This is a genomic window from Pseudomonas sp. Tav-5-1A (assembly GCF_055755055.1).
The window spans coordinates 5,923,785-5,936,875 of the sequence record NZ_CM146901.1 but is presented as its reverse complement, the minus strand read 5'-3'; the positions used below and the strand labels follow the sequence as shown (position 1 = coordinate 5,936,875).

General features: G+C 64.8%; 13 protein-coding genes. 4 read left to right on the top strand and 9 right to left on the bottom strand.

Annotated features, from left to right (window positions below; genetic code table 11):
• Positions 1-36: 36 nt before the first annotated feature.
• Positions 37-966 (top strand): S66 peptidase family protein, encoded by a 930-nt coding sequence (locus AC0J42_RS27335; protein ID WP_473004606.1) that lies wholly within the window; start codon positions 37-39, stop codon positions 964-966.
• A gap of 51 nt (positions 967-1,017) precedes the next feature.
• Here AC0J42_RS27335 and AC0J42_RS27330 read toward each other — a convergent pair whose 3' ends face one another.
• From AC0J42_RS27330 to leuS, 5 genes are all read right to left on the bottom strand, one after another.
• Positions 1,018-2,340 carry a lytic murein transglycosylase gene (locus AC0J42_RS27330; RefSeq protein WP_416427059.1) on the bottom strand — a complete coding sequence of 441 codons (1,323 nt, stop codon included), beginning with the start codon at positions 2,338-2,340 and terminating at the stop codon, positions 1,018-1,020.
• Positions 2,341-2,436: 96 nt separating this feature from the next.
• A complete protein-coding gene (arfA, locus tag AC0J42_RS27325) occupies positions 2,437-2,589 on the bottom strand; it encodes an alternative ribosome rescue factor ArfA (protein WP_027981087.1) in 153 nt (50 codons plus the stop codon).
• Positions 2,590-2,732: 143 nt separating this feature from the next.
• Complete coding sequence (gene holA / locus AC0J42_RS27320; RefSeq protein WP_473004605.1) at positions 2,733-3,770, bottom strand: DNA polymerase III subunit delta; 1,038 nt, start codon at positions 3,768-3,770, stop codon at positions 2,733-2,735.
• Positions 3,771-3,810: 40 nt separating this feature from the next.
• A complete protein-coding gene (locus tag AC0J42_RS27315) occupies positions 3,811-4,416 on the bottom strand; it encodes an LPS-assembly lipoprotein LptE (protein ID WP_416427057.1) in 606 nt (201 codons plus the stop codon).
• 72 nt (positions 4,417-4,488) lie between these two features.
• The gene (gene leuS, locus AC0J42_RS27310) at positions 4,489-7,095 is read right to left on the bottom strand and encodes a leucine--tRNA ligase (RefSeq protein ID WP_416427056.1); all 2,607 of its coding nucleotides are present in this window, start codon (positions 7,093-7,095) and stop codon (positions 4,489-4,491) included.
• Between the two features lie 273 nt (positions 7,096-7,368).
• Here leuS and AC0J42_RS27305 point away from each other — a divergent pair, with 273 nt between their 5' ends.
• Together AC0J42_RS27305 and AC0J42_RS27300 are read left to right on the top strand one after the other, a co-directional pair.
• Entirely contained in the window at positions 7,369-7,689 is a 321-nt protein-coding gene (locus tag AC0J42_RS27305) for a hypothetical protein (RefSeq protein WP_416427055.1), read from the top strand.
• A gap of 114 nt (positions 7,690-7,803) precedes the next feature.
• A complete protein-coding gene (locus AC0J42_RS27300; RefSeq protein WP_416427054.1) occupies positions 7,804-8,568 on the top strand; it encodes a YdcF family protein in 765 nt (254 codons plus the stop codon).
• 92 nt (positions 8,569-8,660) lie between these two features.
• Here the strand turns inward: AC0J42_RS27300 and lnt are convergent, their stop codons facing one another.
• Genes lnt through AC0J42_RS27280 form a run of 4 tightly spaced genes read right to left on the bottom strand, consistent with a single transcriptional unit; the run spans position 8,661 to position 12,527 of the window.
• A complete protein-coding gene (gene lnt / locus AC0J42_RS27295; RefSeq protein WP_416427053.1) occupies positions 8,661-10,178 on the bottom strand; it encodes an apolipoprotein N-acyltransferase in 1,518 nt (505 codons plus the stop codon).
• A gap of 19 nt (positions 10,179-10,197) precedes the next feature.
• Positions 10,198-11,037: an HlyC/CorC family transporter gene (locus AC0J42_RS27290; protein WP_416427052.1), complete on the bottom strand. Its 840-nt coding sequence runs from the start codon at positions 11,035-11,037 to the stop codon at positions 10,198-10,200.
• A gap of 40 nt (positions 11,038-11,077) precedes the next feature.
• On the bottom strand, positions 11,078-11,539 hold the full coding sequence (gene ybeY / locus AC0J42_RS27285; RefSeq protein ID WP_416427051.1) for an rRNA maturation RNase YbeY: 462 nt from the start codon (positions 11,537-11,539) through the stop codon (positions 11,078-11,080).
• Positions 11,532-12,527 carry a PhoH family protein gene (locus tag AC0J42_RS27280; RefSeq protein WP_473004603.1) on the bottom strand — a complete coding sequence of 332 codons (996 nt, stop codon included), beginning with the start codon at positions 12,525-12,527 and terminating at the stop codon, positions 11,532-11,534. Before AC0J42_RS27280 ends, ybeY begins: the two co-directional genes overlap by 8 nt.
• Positions 12,528-12,759: 232 nt before the next feature.
• Between AC0J42_RS27280 and AC0J42_RS27275 the strand changes: the two genes are divergently transcribed.
• Complete coding sequence (locus tag AC0J42_RS27275) at positions 12,760-13,086, top strand: DUF1820 family protein (protein WP_008374706.1); 327 nt, start codon at positions 12,760-12,762, stop codon at positions 13,084-13,086.
• Positions 13,087-13,091: the final 5 nt, after the last annotated feature.

Here is a 13,091-nt window from a genome sequence, read left to right as displayed (position 1 = left end):
AGTAGGCGCTTTCGATTCACGCAAGGAGCCCATCGAATGACACACCAAGCCGCTGCCACCCTGCCGCGCAGGGTACCCACCGAGGCGCAGATCGCCCTGATCGCGCCCGCCGGCCCCAAGGATTTCAGTGTCGAGGCCGCCGAACGCTGGGTCACCAGCCGAGGCCACCGGCTCAAGGTCTACCCTGGCGTGCTGCAGCACCAGGGCTACCTGGCCGGCAGCGACCAGGCGCGCCTGCAGGACCTGCACGACGCCTTCGCCGACCCCGAGAACGACGCGATCATCTGCCTGCGCGGTGGCTACGGCACCCCGCGGCTGCTGGAGCACATCGACTACGAGCTGATCGCCCGCCACGCCAAGCCCTTCATCGGCTACAGCGACATCACCGCCTTGCACCTGGCGTTCGCCCGGCACTGCAACTTCGTCACCTTCCACGGCCCCATGCTTACCTCGGACCTGCTGGCCAACCGCCAGGCGCCCACCGAGGACTCGCTGCGCCGCCTGCTGCGTGGCCAGCTGCGCGCCGGTGACCTGCTGGCGCACCCGGTGGCCCACCCGCTGACGTGCATCGAGCATGGCGTGGCCAGCGGGCGCCTGACCGGGGGCAACCTGTCGATGATCTGCGCCACCCTGGCCACCGACTACGAAATCGACCTGAACGGCGCCATCCTCTTCATCGAGGACGTTGGCGAGCCCCTGTACAGGGTTGACCGGCTGCTCACGCACTTGCGCCTTGCCGGGCGTTTCAAGGGCCTTCGCGGGGTATTGGTGGGCGACTTCTCGGGGCTGGACGTGCCGCGGCTGACGCCGTTGCTCAAAGAGGTCTTCGAGCCGATGGGCATCCCGGTGCTGGCGGGTTGGCGCAGCGGTCATTGCGACCCGAACCTGACCTTGCCGCTAGGCGCCCAGGTGCGCCTGGACGCGGGCCAGAAGACCCTGATGCTGGAGCAGGATGTGGTGCGGTAGTGGCTGGACCACACCCCTCTCGTAGCAGCGGCCGCCAGGCCCGTCCAGGGCTTACTGACCCCGCAAACTATCCAGCAGCTTGTGGTTGGCATACCCATCCGCCGGCCAGCCCAGCGCCTGCTGCGCCTGGCGGATCGACTTGCGGGTGTTGGCGCCGATGATGCCGTCCGGCGTGCCGGCGTCATACCCCTTCGCGGTCAGCAGCGTCTGCAGCTCGATACGCTCGGTGCGGCTCAACGGCAGGTCATCGCGCGGCCATTCGCCGGTCACGTAGCCACCGCCATCGAAACGCTGGGACAGCAGGCTCACCGCCAGCGCGTACGACGACGAGTTGTTGTACTTGAGGATGGCGCGGAAGTTGTCCAGCACCAGGAACGCCGGGCCACGGTAGCCCGCCGGCAACAGCAGTGACGCCGACAGCTGCTCGCTGCCGGTGGGCAGGCGGGTGCCCGGCGTGACCTTCACGCCCATCTGCAGCCATTCGCCCACCGGCTTGCGCAGGGTGCCGTCGGCCTGGGCGTAGTCGAAGCCTGGCGCCAGCTGCACTTCAAAGCCCCACGGCTGGCCACGCTGCCAGCCGGAGCTTTGCAGGTAATGGGCGGTGGAGGCGAGGGCGTCCGGCGCGCTGTTCCAGATATCCCGGCGGCCATCGCCGTCGAAGTCCACCGCGTGGGTGTTGTAGGTGGACGGGATGAATTGGGTCTGGCCCATGGCGCCGGACCAGGAGCCCAGCATCGCCTCTGGTTGAATATCACCGTTCTGCAGGATCTGCAGCGCGGCAATCAACTGGTCCTGGGCGAAGCTCTGGCGGCGGCCTTCGTAGGCCAGGGTCGCCAGGGAGCGGATCACTGACTTGTCACCCTGGAACTGGCCGAAGCTGCTCTCCATGCCCCACACCGCCACCAGCGCCTGGCGGTCCACGCCATAGCGCTGCTCGATGCGTTGCAGCACGTCGCCGTACTGGCTCATCAACGCCTGGCCCTTGCGCACGCGCACCGGCGAGATGGCACCATCCAGGTATTCCCACACCGGCCGGGTGAACTCCGGCTGGCTGCGGTCGGCCTTGACCACGCTCGGGTCCGGGGTAACACCGGCGAAGGCGCGGTCGAACACATCCGGACGAATGCCAGCCTGCAGGGCCTGCTGGCGGAAACCGTCTTCCCACTGGGTGAAGGTTTCGCTGGGCAACACCACGCCATCGGCATCCACCGGCGCGGCCGTGGTCAACGGGGCCTGTGGCGAGCTTTTCTGGGCAGGGACGGGCAGGGCATCGGCGGCGACGGTCGGCTTTTCAGCGCAAGCGCCCAGCAGAACGAGAACGGAAGCAGCGAGCAGGTGACGCATGTGCACACGCTGGGGACGACGAAGAGGCATTCACAGGTCCAGGTATTTCGGGTTCAGGTGTGGACCATAACATGAGAGCAGGGGGGGAGGGGTAGCGCGGGGCAACGTTCGGCGTGAATGGGCTTTTCAGGCGGCCAGAAAAGGAGAAGCCTCCCAGTTTTTCGACTGGAAGGCTTCGCGTTTGTAGCTGCCCTTGCCCTTGGTGGGTCGTTCCTGGCGGCTGCGGAACAGGGGCTGGGCGATGATGGACTTGGCCTTGTTGGGGCGCTTTTTGCTCATGGCGGGTCTCCTTGGTTGGAGCGCCGATCATACGCCTCTGCACACACCATGCAACCGTAGCAGCGGCCGCAGGCCGCGTCCTGGGCGCTGCGCTTGTACCGAGTTACCTGGGACGCGGCCTGCGGCCGCTGCTACGGGTTTCATCACTGGGCGGGGAGCACCGTTCGCTGGCCTGCCATCAACAGCGACAACCGCGACAGGCTGATCCACACCGACCCCTGCGCCTGGCCCTTGATCTGCGCGTCGATGTGCTGGGCGTCCTGCAGCAGTTCGCCCCAGCGTTTTGCCGAGTGGCGTTGCAGGGCCTTGCTCATCAAAGGGCGGCGCTTGTCCCACACCGGCGGCTTGGCGCTGCTGAAGGCCTTGTCCAGCGGTGTGCCCTGGCTGTATTGCAGCGAGATGTTGGCCAGCGTGCGCAACTCCCGGGCCAGAGCCCAGAGGATGACCGGCGGTTCCACGCCTTCGCCACGCAGCCCTTCGAGCATGCGCAAGGCATGGGCGGCCTCGCCGTTCAGCACCGCGTCCACCAGGCCGAAAACGTCGAATCGCGCGCTGTCGGCCACCGCCGATTGCACGGTTTCCAGGGTTACCTGGTTGTTCTCGGCCAGCAGCTTGAGCTTCTCGATTTCCTGGGCGGCAGCCAGCAGGTTGCCTTCCACGCGGGCGGCAATCAGCTCCACCGCATCCTGCTGCGCAGCCAGGCCGGCCTGGGACAGGCGCTGGCGAATCCATTGCGGCAGCTGGTTGGCGTCCACCGGCCAGATCTGCACGAACTGGGTCTGCTGGCCTTCGACCAGCGCCTTGCCCCACTTGGTCTTCTGCGCGCTGCCATCGAGCTTGGGCAGGCTGATCAGCAGCAGGGTGTCTTCGGCAGGGCGCGAGCAGTACTCGATCAGCGCCGCAGCGCCCTTGTCACCGGGCTTGCCCGAGGGCAGGCGCAGCTCCAGTAGGCGGCGTTGGGCGAACAGCGACAGGCTGGCGCCAGCCTGCAGCAGGGTGCCCCAGTCGAAGTTGGCGTCGGCGCTGAACACCTGGCGTTCATCGAAGCCTTGCTGGCGCGCAGCGGCGCGCACCGCGTCGGCGGCTTCCTGGCACAGCAGCGGGTCGTCGCCGCTGATCACGTAGATCGGCGCGAGGCTGTCTTGCAGGTGCTTGTTGAGTTGGGCGGGGGTCAGTTTCATGGTGATGAAAGAAGGGGCGCCTGAGCGCCCCGTTCCTCTTTTACTTCGAAGGGATCTGGACAGGCGACTGTTGCGGCGTCGCGTCACGAATGCGTTGCGCTTCGGCTTCCTGCTCGGCCAGGGCCTTGGCCTTGGCTTCGGCATCATCCTGCAGCTTGTCCAGCTGCTGCGGGGTGATCTGCTGCAGGCGCAGCATCAGGCGCTGGACGATTTCACGACGCATCTCGTCGCGAGTCTCGTGAGCGACCTGGTCGGAACCCGCCAGGTTGTTGCCATCCTGGGTGTAGGTCTTGTCTACCACGACCTTGTCGCTGAGCAGGTTCAGGTTCTCGTGGCCGACGATGTCATAGCTCAGGGTGGTGGTCAGCTCGTACTCAGCCGAACGCGTACCGCTGGTGTAGCTGGCGGTGCGCTGGTCTTCCTGCTCGCGGCTCAGCACCAGCTTGTAGGGGGCGCCGTCGTAGACCTTCACGCCGCTGGCGGCGATCTGCTTGCGCAGTTGCGTCACGGTAGGGCCGTAGGCGTCACGCGCGGTGATGTTCAGCTCCTTGAGAGCCATCACGCTGGTGCCGGTGCCGCGCAACTGGAAACCGCAGGCGCCCAGCAACACGGCCAGGCCCATAACCAGTAGATTGCGTTTGATCATCTTGTTGCTCCCTAGAAACCTTGTGGGCCGACTCTGTAAATGGCGCCCGGTTGCCCGGGCGCGCTGATCCGATCAGCTGGCGACGATATTGACCAGTTTCCCCGGCACGACGATGACCTTGCGGATCGTCAGGCCGTCGATGAAGCGCAGCACGTTCTCGTTGACCCGGGCGGCCGCCTCGATTTCCTCGCGGCTGGCGCTGGCTGGCATCTCGATCTGGCCGCGCAGCTTGCCGTTGACCTGGATCACCAGCTGCAGGCTGTCCTGTACCAGGGCGCTTTCGTCCAGCACCGGCCAGCCGGCGTCGATGACGGCACCGGCGTGGCCCAGCGCATTCCACAGTTCGTGGCAGATGTGCGGGGTGATCGGGGCCAGCAGCAGGGTCACGGTCTCCAGGCCTTCCTGGATCAGTGCACGGTCCTGCTCGGTGGCCTGCGGGGCCTTTTCCAGCACGTTCATCAGGGTCATCACCTGGGCGATGGCGGTGTTGAACTTGTGGTGCTGGCCGATATCCTGGCTGGCCTGGCGGATGGCCAGGTGCGTGGCACGGCGGATAGCCTTCTGCTCGTCATTCAGGCTGGCAACGTCCAGCGCGGCCGGCAGGCCCTGGGCCACGTGGGCCTGGGCCAGGCGCCAGACGCGACGCATGAAGCGGTGCGAGCCTTCGACGCCGGAGTCGGACCATTCCAGGCTCATGTCGGGCGGCGAGGCGAACATCATGAACAGGCGGCAGGTGTCGGCGCCGTACTGGTCGATCATGGACTGCGGGTCGACGCCGTTGTTCTTCGACTTCGACATCTTCTCGGTGCCGCCGATTTCCACCGGCAGGCCGTCGCTGATCAGCTTGGCGCTGATAACCTTGGCCTTGCTGTCGCGCTCAAGCTCGACGTCGGCCGGGTTGAACCAGGTCTTGCCGCCGTTATCTTCCAGGCGGTAGTAGGTCTCGGCGACCACCATGCCCTGGGTCAGCAGGTTCTTGAACGGCTCGTTGGAGCTGACCAGGCCTTCGTCGCGCATCAGCTTGTGGAAGAAGCGCGCGTACAGCAGGTGCAGGATGGCGTGTTCGATACCGCCAATGTACTGGTCAACCGGCAGCCAGTGGTTGGCCGCAGCTGGGTCGACCATGCCGCCTTCGTATTGTGGCGAGGCGTAGCGAGCGTAGTACCACGACGACTCCACGAAGGTGTCCATGGTGTCGGTTTCACGCTTGGCCGGCGCGCCGCATTTCGGGCAGCTGCACTCGTAGAACTCGGGCATGCGCGCCAACGGCGAACCGGCGCCGTCCGGCACCACGTCTTCGGGCAGCTTGACCGGCAACTGGTCTTCGGGCACCGGCACGTCGCCACAGGTGTCGCAGTGGATGATCGGGATCGGGCAGCCCCAGTAGCGCTGGCGGCTGATGCCCCAGTCGCGCAGGCGGAACTGGGTGCGCGACTTGCCCAGCTCTTTCTTGATCAGCGCCACTTCCATGGCGTCGAATGCGCCAGCGAAGTCCAGGCCGTCGAATTCGCCGGAATTGATCAGCGTGCCGTGCTCGCCATAGGCTTCCTGCCACGGGGCAGGGTTGGTGTCGCCGGCGCTGGTGCGTACTACCGACTTCACCGGCAGGCCATACTTGTGGGCGAACTCGAAGTCACGCTCGTCGTGCGCAGGCACGGCCATGACCGCGCCGTCGCCGTAGTGCATCAGCACGTAGTTGGCGACCCACACTGGCAGCTTGTCGCCGGTCAGCGGGTGCTCGACGAACAGCGACGTCGGCATGCCTTTCTTTTCCTGGGTGGCGACGTCGGCTTCGGCGACGCTGCCGCTCTTGCATTCGTTGATGAACGCCTGCAGCTCAGGGTTGTTCTGCGCGGCCAGGGTGGCCAGCGGGTGCTCGGCGGCCACGGCCACGTAGGTGGCGCCCATCAGGGTGTCGGGGCGGGTGGTGAACACTTTCAGGGTGCCGGCTTCGCCGATCGACGCCTGGTGGTACGGGAACTGCACTTCCATGCCGCGCGATTTGCCGATCCAGTTGCGCTGCATGGTCTTGACCTGCTCGGGCCAGCCGGTCAGTTCGTCCAGGCTTTCCAGCAGCTCTTCGGCGTAGGCAGTGATGGCGAAGTAGTACATCGGGATTTCGCGCTTCTCGATCAGCGCGCCCGAACGCCAGCCACGGCCGTCGATGACCTGCTCGTTGGCCAGCACGGTCTGGTCGACCGGGTCCCAGTTCACGGTGCCGTTCTTGCGGTAGATCACGCCTTTTTCGAACAGGCGGGTGAACAGCCACTGCTCCCAACGGTAGTAGTCAGGCTTGCAGGTGGTGACTTCGCGCGACCAGTCGATGGCGAGGCCCAGGCTTTTCAGCTGGGTCTTCATGTAGGCGATGTTCTCGTAGGTCCACTTGGCCGGCGCGACCTTGTTCTTCATGGCGGCGTTTTCCGCCGGCATGCCGAAGGCGTCCCAACCCATCGGCTGCAGGACGTTCTTGCCCTGCATGCGGTGGTAACGCGAGATCACGTCGCCGATGGTGTAGTTGCGCACGTGCCCCATGTGTAGCTTGCCGCTGGGGTAGGGGAACATCGACAGGCAGTAGTAGGTCTCCTTGCCTGGTTGTTCACTTACTTCAAAGGACTTTTGCTCGTCCCAGAACGACTGGGCGGCGGCTTCGATTTCGCGGGGCTGATAGAGTTCGTGCATGGCTACTTTGCGCTGAGAAATGGGTGACCTTATCCAGGCAGCGTGAAATCCGCTACACCCGGCAATCCGGTGGCGATCTTTAAACGCCGTAGCATACATGACCCCGCTTCAAGGTGGGAAACCCATATTGCATCCAGGCATGCCCATCCAACCCGGCCAAAAGCCAGCAAAGCCCCGCAGGCATTGGCCGTTGGTCGCTGCAGCGGGCTGGTTTCGCCTGCGCCGCTAAGCTCATCAATGGGGAAGCTGTTTTATCTTCAATGAGGTGAACGGATGGTTGAGTCACATGTTAATGCTATGAAGCCGGAGCTGTTCGAGCGTCTGATCGATCGTCTCGGCCTGGCCCTCGACGTTGCCCGCACATCTGTACGTTTGCGCAACGAAGCGCCTGCCGAACTCGAGTTGCGTGGCTTGAGCCGCGCGGAAGTGGAACTGATCAATGCCTACCTGGACTCCATGCCAGTGGGCGTGCATGCCGGTGCCGTGGTGCGTGACCCCAGGGACGCCGCGCCCGCCACCAGCAATGTGGTGTGGATCAAGGACAAGACCGCGAGAAAGACCGGCGCCAAGGCAAGGGCCGCGCAGTTCAAATAATAGACCGGAGGCGCTGCTCATGCACCCAGACCGCCGGCGAGACTTGCGTACACACATTCAGATTGAGGCCGTGCGCCTTAACCCTTAGGCTTCGGGCATCCTGGGAGATGCTCGATGCCTTTTCGTTACTTCATCAAACAATTGTTCCTGCCGCCTGGCGTGCTTTTCCTGTGCCTGCTGCTGGCCTGGTGGCTGCGCCGCTCGCGGCCGCGCCTGGCCCTGGCCTGCTTCGTGGTGGGCCTGGCCGGGCTGTGGCTGATGAGCCTGCCGCGGGTGGTGCAGTTGGCCGCCCACGGGCTGGAGCAGGAACCGGCCCTTACCGCTGAACAATGGCCGCAGCTGGCCCAACGCGCTGATGCCATCGTGATCCTGGGCGCCGGCCGCGAGCGCGGCGACCCGGCCTGGGGCGGTGAAGACCAGCCCACCGGCGTCAATCTCGAACGCGTGCGCTACGCGGCCCGGCTGGCCAAGGCCTCGGGCTTGCCGATACTCACTTCCGGCGGCCTGCACTACGGCTCGCCGCCCAGCGAGGCGTACATCATGGCCACCTCGTTGCGCGATGATTTCGGCGTGGCCACCCGCTGGCAGGAAGGCGCCAGCCGCACCACCTGGGAAAACGCCACCCTGAGCGCCGAGATCCTCAAGGCCCAGGGCATCCACCGCGTGGTGGTAGTCACCCAGGCCTGGCACATGCCGCGGGCGCGCTGGAGCTTCGAACATGCGGGCCTTGAGGTGGTGAGCGCGCCGGTGGGCTTCCTGGGCATCGACAACGCCCGCCCGCTGGGCGGCTGGATGCCCGAGGGCAAGGCGTTCTGGCAGAGCGGGCAGTTGTTGAACGAGGCGGTGGGGTTGGTCGGGTATCGCCTGTTTTACCGTTAATCCGTAGCAGCTGCCGAAGGCTGCGTCTTGGCCCTGCCGTGGTGCCCTGGACGCGGCCTTCGGCCGCTGCTACGGGGGAGCCGAGGCCCCAATCACACCGTCTTGGCGATGCGGCTGGCCAGCAGGGCCCAGCCGAACAGCACCAGGCACAGGATGATCAGCGGCCACGAGCGCCACTGCAGGTACGGCGTGAGCTGGTGCATGGGCACCACGTCGCCGTACAGGATGCCTTTCTGGAACTGCGGGATCTGCGCGGTGATCTGCCCGAACGGGTTGATCAGCGCGGTGACGCCGTTGTTGGTGGCGCGGATCATCCAGCGGCCGGCCTCAAGGGCACGCATCTGTGCCATCTGCAGGTGCTGCAGCGGGCCGATGGAGGTGCCGAACCAGGTGTCGTTGCTGATGGTCAGCAGCAGATCGGCCTTGGCGGCTTCACCCGCGGCAAACTCGGGGTACACCACTTCGTAGCAGATGAACGGCGCGATCTGGTAGCCCTTGGCCTGCAGCAGCGCCTGGTCGGCCGGGCCACGAGCGAAGTCCGACATAGGCAGGTCGAAGAAGGTGATCAGCCCGCGCAGCAGGTCCTGCAACGGCACGTATTCGCCGAACGGCACCAGCTTCTGCTTCAGGTAGGTGCCATCACCCTGGCCCACCACGGTGATGCCGTTGTAGTACTGGTTCTGGTGGCGCACCTGCTGGCGGATCGGCACGCCGGTGATCAGCGCCGCGTTATGGCTGGAGGCGAAGTTGCCCATCATGTCCAGGTAGCCCTGGGCGTTGTCCATCAGCACCGGCACGGCGGTTTCCGGCCAGATGATCAGGTCGGTCTTCTTCGCCGTGAAGGTCATGTCGCGGTACAGCGCCAGCTGCGCGTCGACCTGGGCCGGGTCCCATTTCATTTCCTGCTCGATGTTGCCCTGCACGGCCGCCACGCTCAGCGGCTGGCCCAGGGGCTCGGTCCAGGCGTGATGCTTGAGCGCCAGGCCGATGCCCCAGGGGGCCAGCAGCAGGACGATGCCGGCCACCAGGAAGGAGGCGCGCTGGCGCAGGCGATGCAGGTTGCACAGCAGCGCTGCGGTCAGGGCCAGCACGAAGGAAATCAGCCACATGCCACCCACCGGCGCCAGCCCGGCCAGGGGGCCGTCAAGTTGGCTATAACCGGCGTACAGCCATGGGAAACCGGTCAGGAACCAGCCGCGGAAGGCCTCCTGGGCCACCCACAGGGCGCCAAAGGCCAGGGCGTCGGCCAGCGGCGCCTCGTTGCGGCGCAGCCAGCGCGCCCACAGCCAGGTGGGCAGGGCGAAGAACAGCGCCACCGCAATGCTGAACAGCAGCATCAGGAAGCCGGCCAGCAGCACCGAGGCACCGCCGAAGTTGTGAATGCTGACGTAGATCCAGCTGGTGCCGGCGCCGAACAGGCCGAAGCCGTAGGCCCAGCCACGCATGAACGCCTGGCGCGGGCTGAGCCCGCGCAGGCCCAGGTACAGCAGCGCCAGCGACAACAGTGACAACGGCCAGATGTTGAACGGCGCCAGCGCCAGGGGAGTCAGGGCACCGGCCGCCACGGCCAGCAGGTTACCGGGCCAGCCGGGGCGGGTGATCCAGCGCATTTTGATCCTTAATGCGTTTTCAGCGGGAAATGGGGGTCAGGCGCAGCAAGTGTATCCGGCGGCTGTCGGCGTTGAGAATGCGGAAGCGGTAAGCACCTATTTCCGTGGTCTCGTTGCGCTTGGGCAGGTGGCCGAAAGCGCTCATCACCAGGCCACCGACGGTGTCGAACTCGTCGTCGGAGAACTCACTGTCGAAGAACTCGTTGAAGTTCTCGATGGGCGTCAGGGCCTTGATCAGGAAGTCGCCGCTGGGCAGAGGCTTGATGTAGCTGTCCTCTTCCACGTCGTGCTCGTCCTCGATGTCGCCGACGATCTGTTCCAGCACGTCTTCGATCGTCACCAGCCCGGCCACGCCGCCGTATTCGTCGATGACGATGGCCATGTGGTTGTGGTTGGCGCGGAACTCGCGCAGCAACACGTTCAGGCGCTTGGACTCGGGCACGAAGGTGGCCGGGCGCAGCAGGTCCTTGATGTTGAAGTTGTCGCCGTTCTCCTTGAGGATCAACGGCAGCAGGTCCTTGGCCAGCAGCACGCCGATCACGTCGTCGTGGCTGTCACCGATCACCGGGTAGCGCGAGTGGGCGGCGTCGATCACCGCGGGCAGGAATTCGCGAGGTGTCTGGGTCGACTTGATGCTGATCATCTGCGAGCGCGGCACCATGATGTCGCGCACTTGCAGGTCGGCAACCTGGATAGCGCCTTCGACGATGGTCAGCGCTTCGCTGTCGAGCAGCTTGTTCTGGTGGGCTTCGCGCAGCAGCTCCAGCAGCTCCTGGCGGTTTTTCGGCTCATGGGCAAAAGCCTGGGTGATTTTACCCAGCCATGACTTCTGCCCGTTGCTCGATCGATCTTCGCTCATGGCCCTTTTCTCGTGATCCTTGCTGTTTCGGTGGTGAATATTAGTGTTCATCGTCGTCTGCATAGGGGTCGGGATGACCCAGTTTGGCAAGCAACTCTCGTTCCAGCGCTTCCATTTCCTCGGCTTCCTCGTCCTCTTCATGGTCGAAACCAAGCAGGTGCAGGCAACCGTGGATGACCAGGTGCGCCCAATGCGCTTCCAGCGACTTGCCTTGTTCGGCCGCTTCGCGTTCCACCACCGCCACGCAGATCACCAGATCGCCGAGCAGCGGGATGTCGAGCATGTCGTCAGGCACGTCTGCCGGGAAGGATAAGACGTTGGTGGCGTAATCTTTATGACGGTAGGTGTTGTTCAGCTCGCGCCCTTCGGGCACGTCCACCAGGCGGATGGTCAGCTCCGAGTCACCCTTGCGCATGCCCAGCGCCGTCTCGCACCATTGCTGGAAGAGCGTTTCGCTGGGCACCGGGTCATTGGTGGCAACCTGCAGGTCCAGTTCAACCATTGCGCACGTTGTCCTTTTCTACCGGGCGGGCATCGAAGCGCTCGTAGGCTTCGACGATGCGCTGCACCAGCGGATGGCGCACCACGTCCTTGGGCTTGAAGTGGGTGAAGCTGATGCCTGGCACGCCATCGAGCACGTCGATGACGTGCGCCAGGCCCGACTTGGTGCCCTTGGGCAGGTCGACCTGGGTGATGTCGCCGGTGATCACGGCGGTAGAGCCGAAACCGATGCGGGTGAGGAACATCTTCATCTGCTCGACGGTGGTGTTCTGGCTTTCGTCGAGGATGATGAAGCTGTTGTTCAGGGTGCGACCGCGCATGTAGGCCAGCGGGGCGATCTCGATCACCTGGCGCTCGATGAGCTTGGCCACGTGCTCGAAGCCCAGCATCTCGTACAGCGCGTCGTAGAGCGGGCGCAGGTACGGGTCGATCTTCTGGGCCAGGTCGCCGGGCAGGAAGCCCAGCTTCTCGCCGGCTTCGACCGCCGGGCGCACCAGCAGGATGCGGCGCACCTGCTCGCGCTCCAGCGCGTCGACCGCGCAGGCCACGGCCAGGTAGGTCTTGCCGGTACCGGCCGGGCCGATGCCGAAGTTGATGTCGTTGCCCAGGATTTCCTTCACGTAGCGCTGCTGGTTCAGCCCGCGCGGGCGAATCATGCCCTTGCGCGTGCGCAACGACACCGGCACTTCGTTGGAAGACGGGTTGTCCAGCTCTTCGATGGCCGACTCCTGCAGGTACAGGTGCACCAGGTCCGGGGACAGCTCGGTGGCCTTGGTCTCCCGGTACAGGCGACGCAGCAGGTGCTCGGCAGAGGTGGTGTGCGTGGGTTCGCCAATCAGCTCGAACTGGTTGCCGCGGTTGCGGATCTCGATCTCGAGACGTTGTTCGATCAGGCGCAGGTGTTCGTCGAACTGCCCGCAGAGGTTGGCGAAGCGGCGAGCCTCGAAGGGCTCGAGGATGAAGCGATGAGGTTCTATGGGTGCGTTCAAGGTCGTTTTTAGCCGCCCGACGGCAATTGAGTTGGATTCAAGGATAACCCCAGCAGGCCAGCGGCGAAAGGCCCCAGATGTCCAGTGGTCATGTAATGCACGCGCCCACCCCGGTAACAACCGCCCTGCCATCGGTCGGCTCATCTTCGAGCGGGGTTCCTGGCATTGCCGGGCGGGCGCCTGTGCTATAGTTTTCGCCCTCTTTACCACCCCCGACTGTTACCCACCCAAGATGACCAAACGCGAAGCTCCAATCTACAAAGTGATTTTCCTCAACCAGGGCCAGGTGTTCGAGATGTACGCCAAGCAGATCTTCCAGAGTGATCTGTGGGGCTTCCTGGAAATCGAGGAATTCGTCTTTGGCGAGCGCACCCAGGTGGTCGTGGACCCTAGCGAAGAAAAACTCAAGGCCCAGTTCGAGGGCGTGGTGCGCAGCTTCGTGCCCATGCATTCGATCGTGCGCATCGACGAAGTGGAGCGCCTGGGCACGCCGAAAATCAGCGAAGCCCGCGGCGTCAGCAACGTGATGCCATTCCCCATGCCGATGCCGGAGAAGTAACGGCG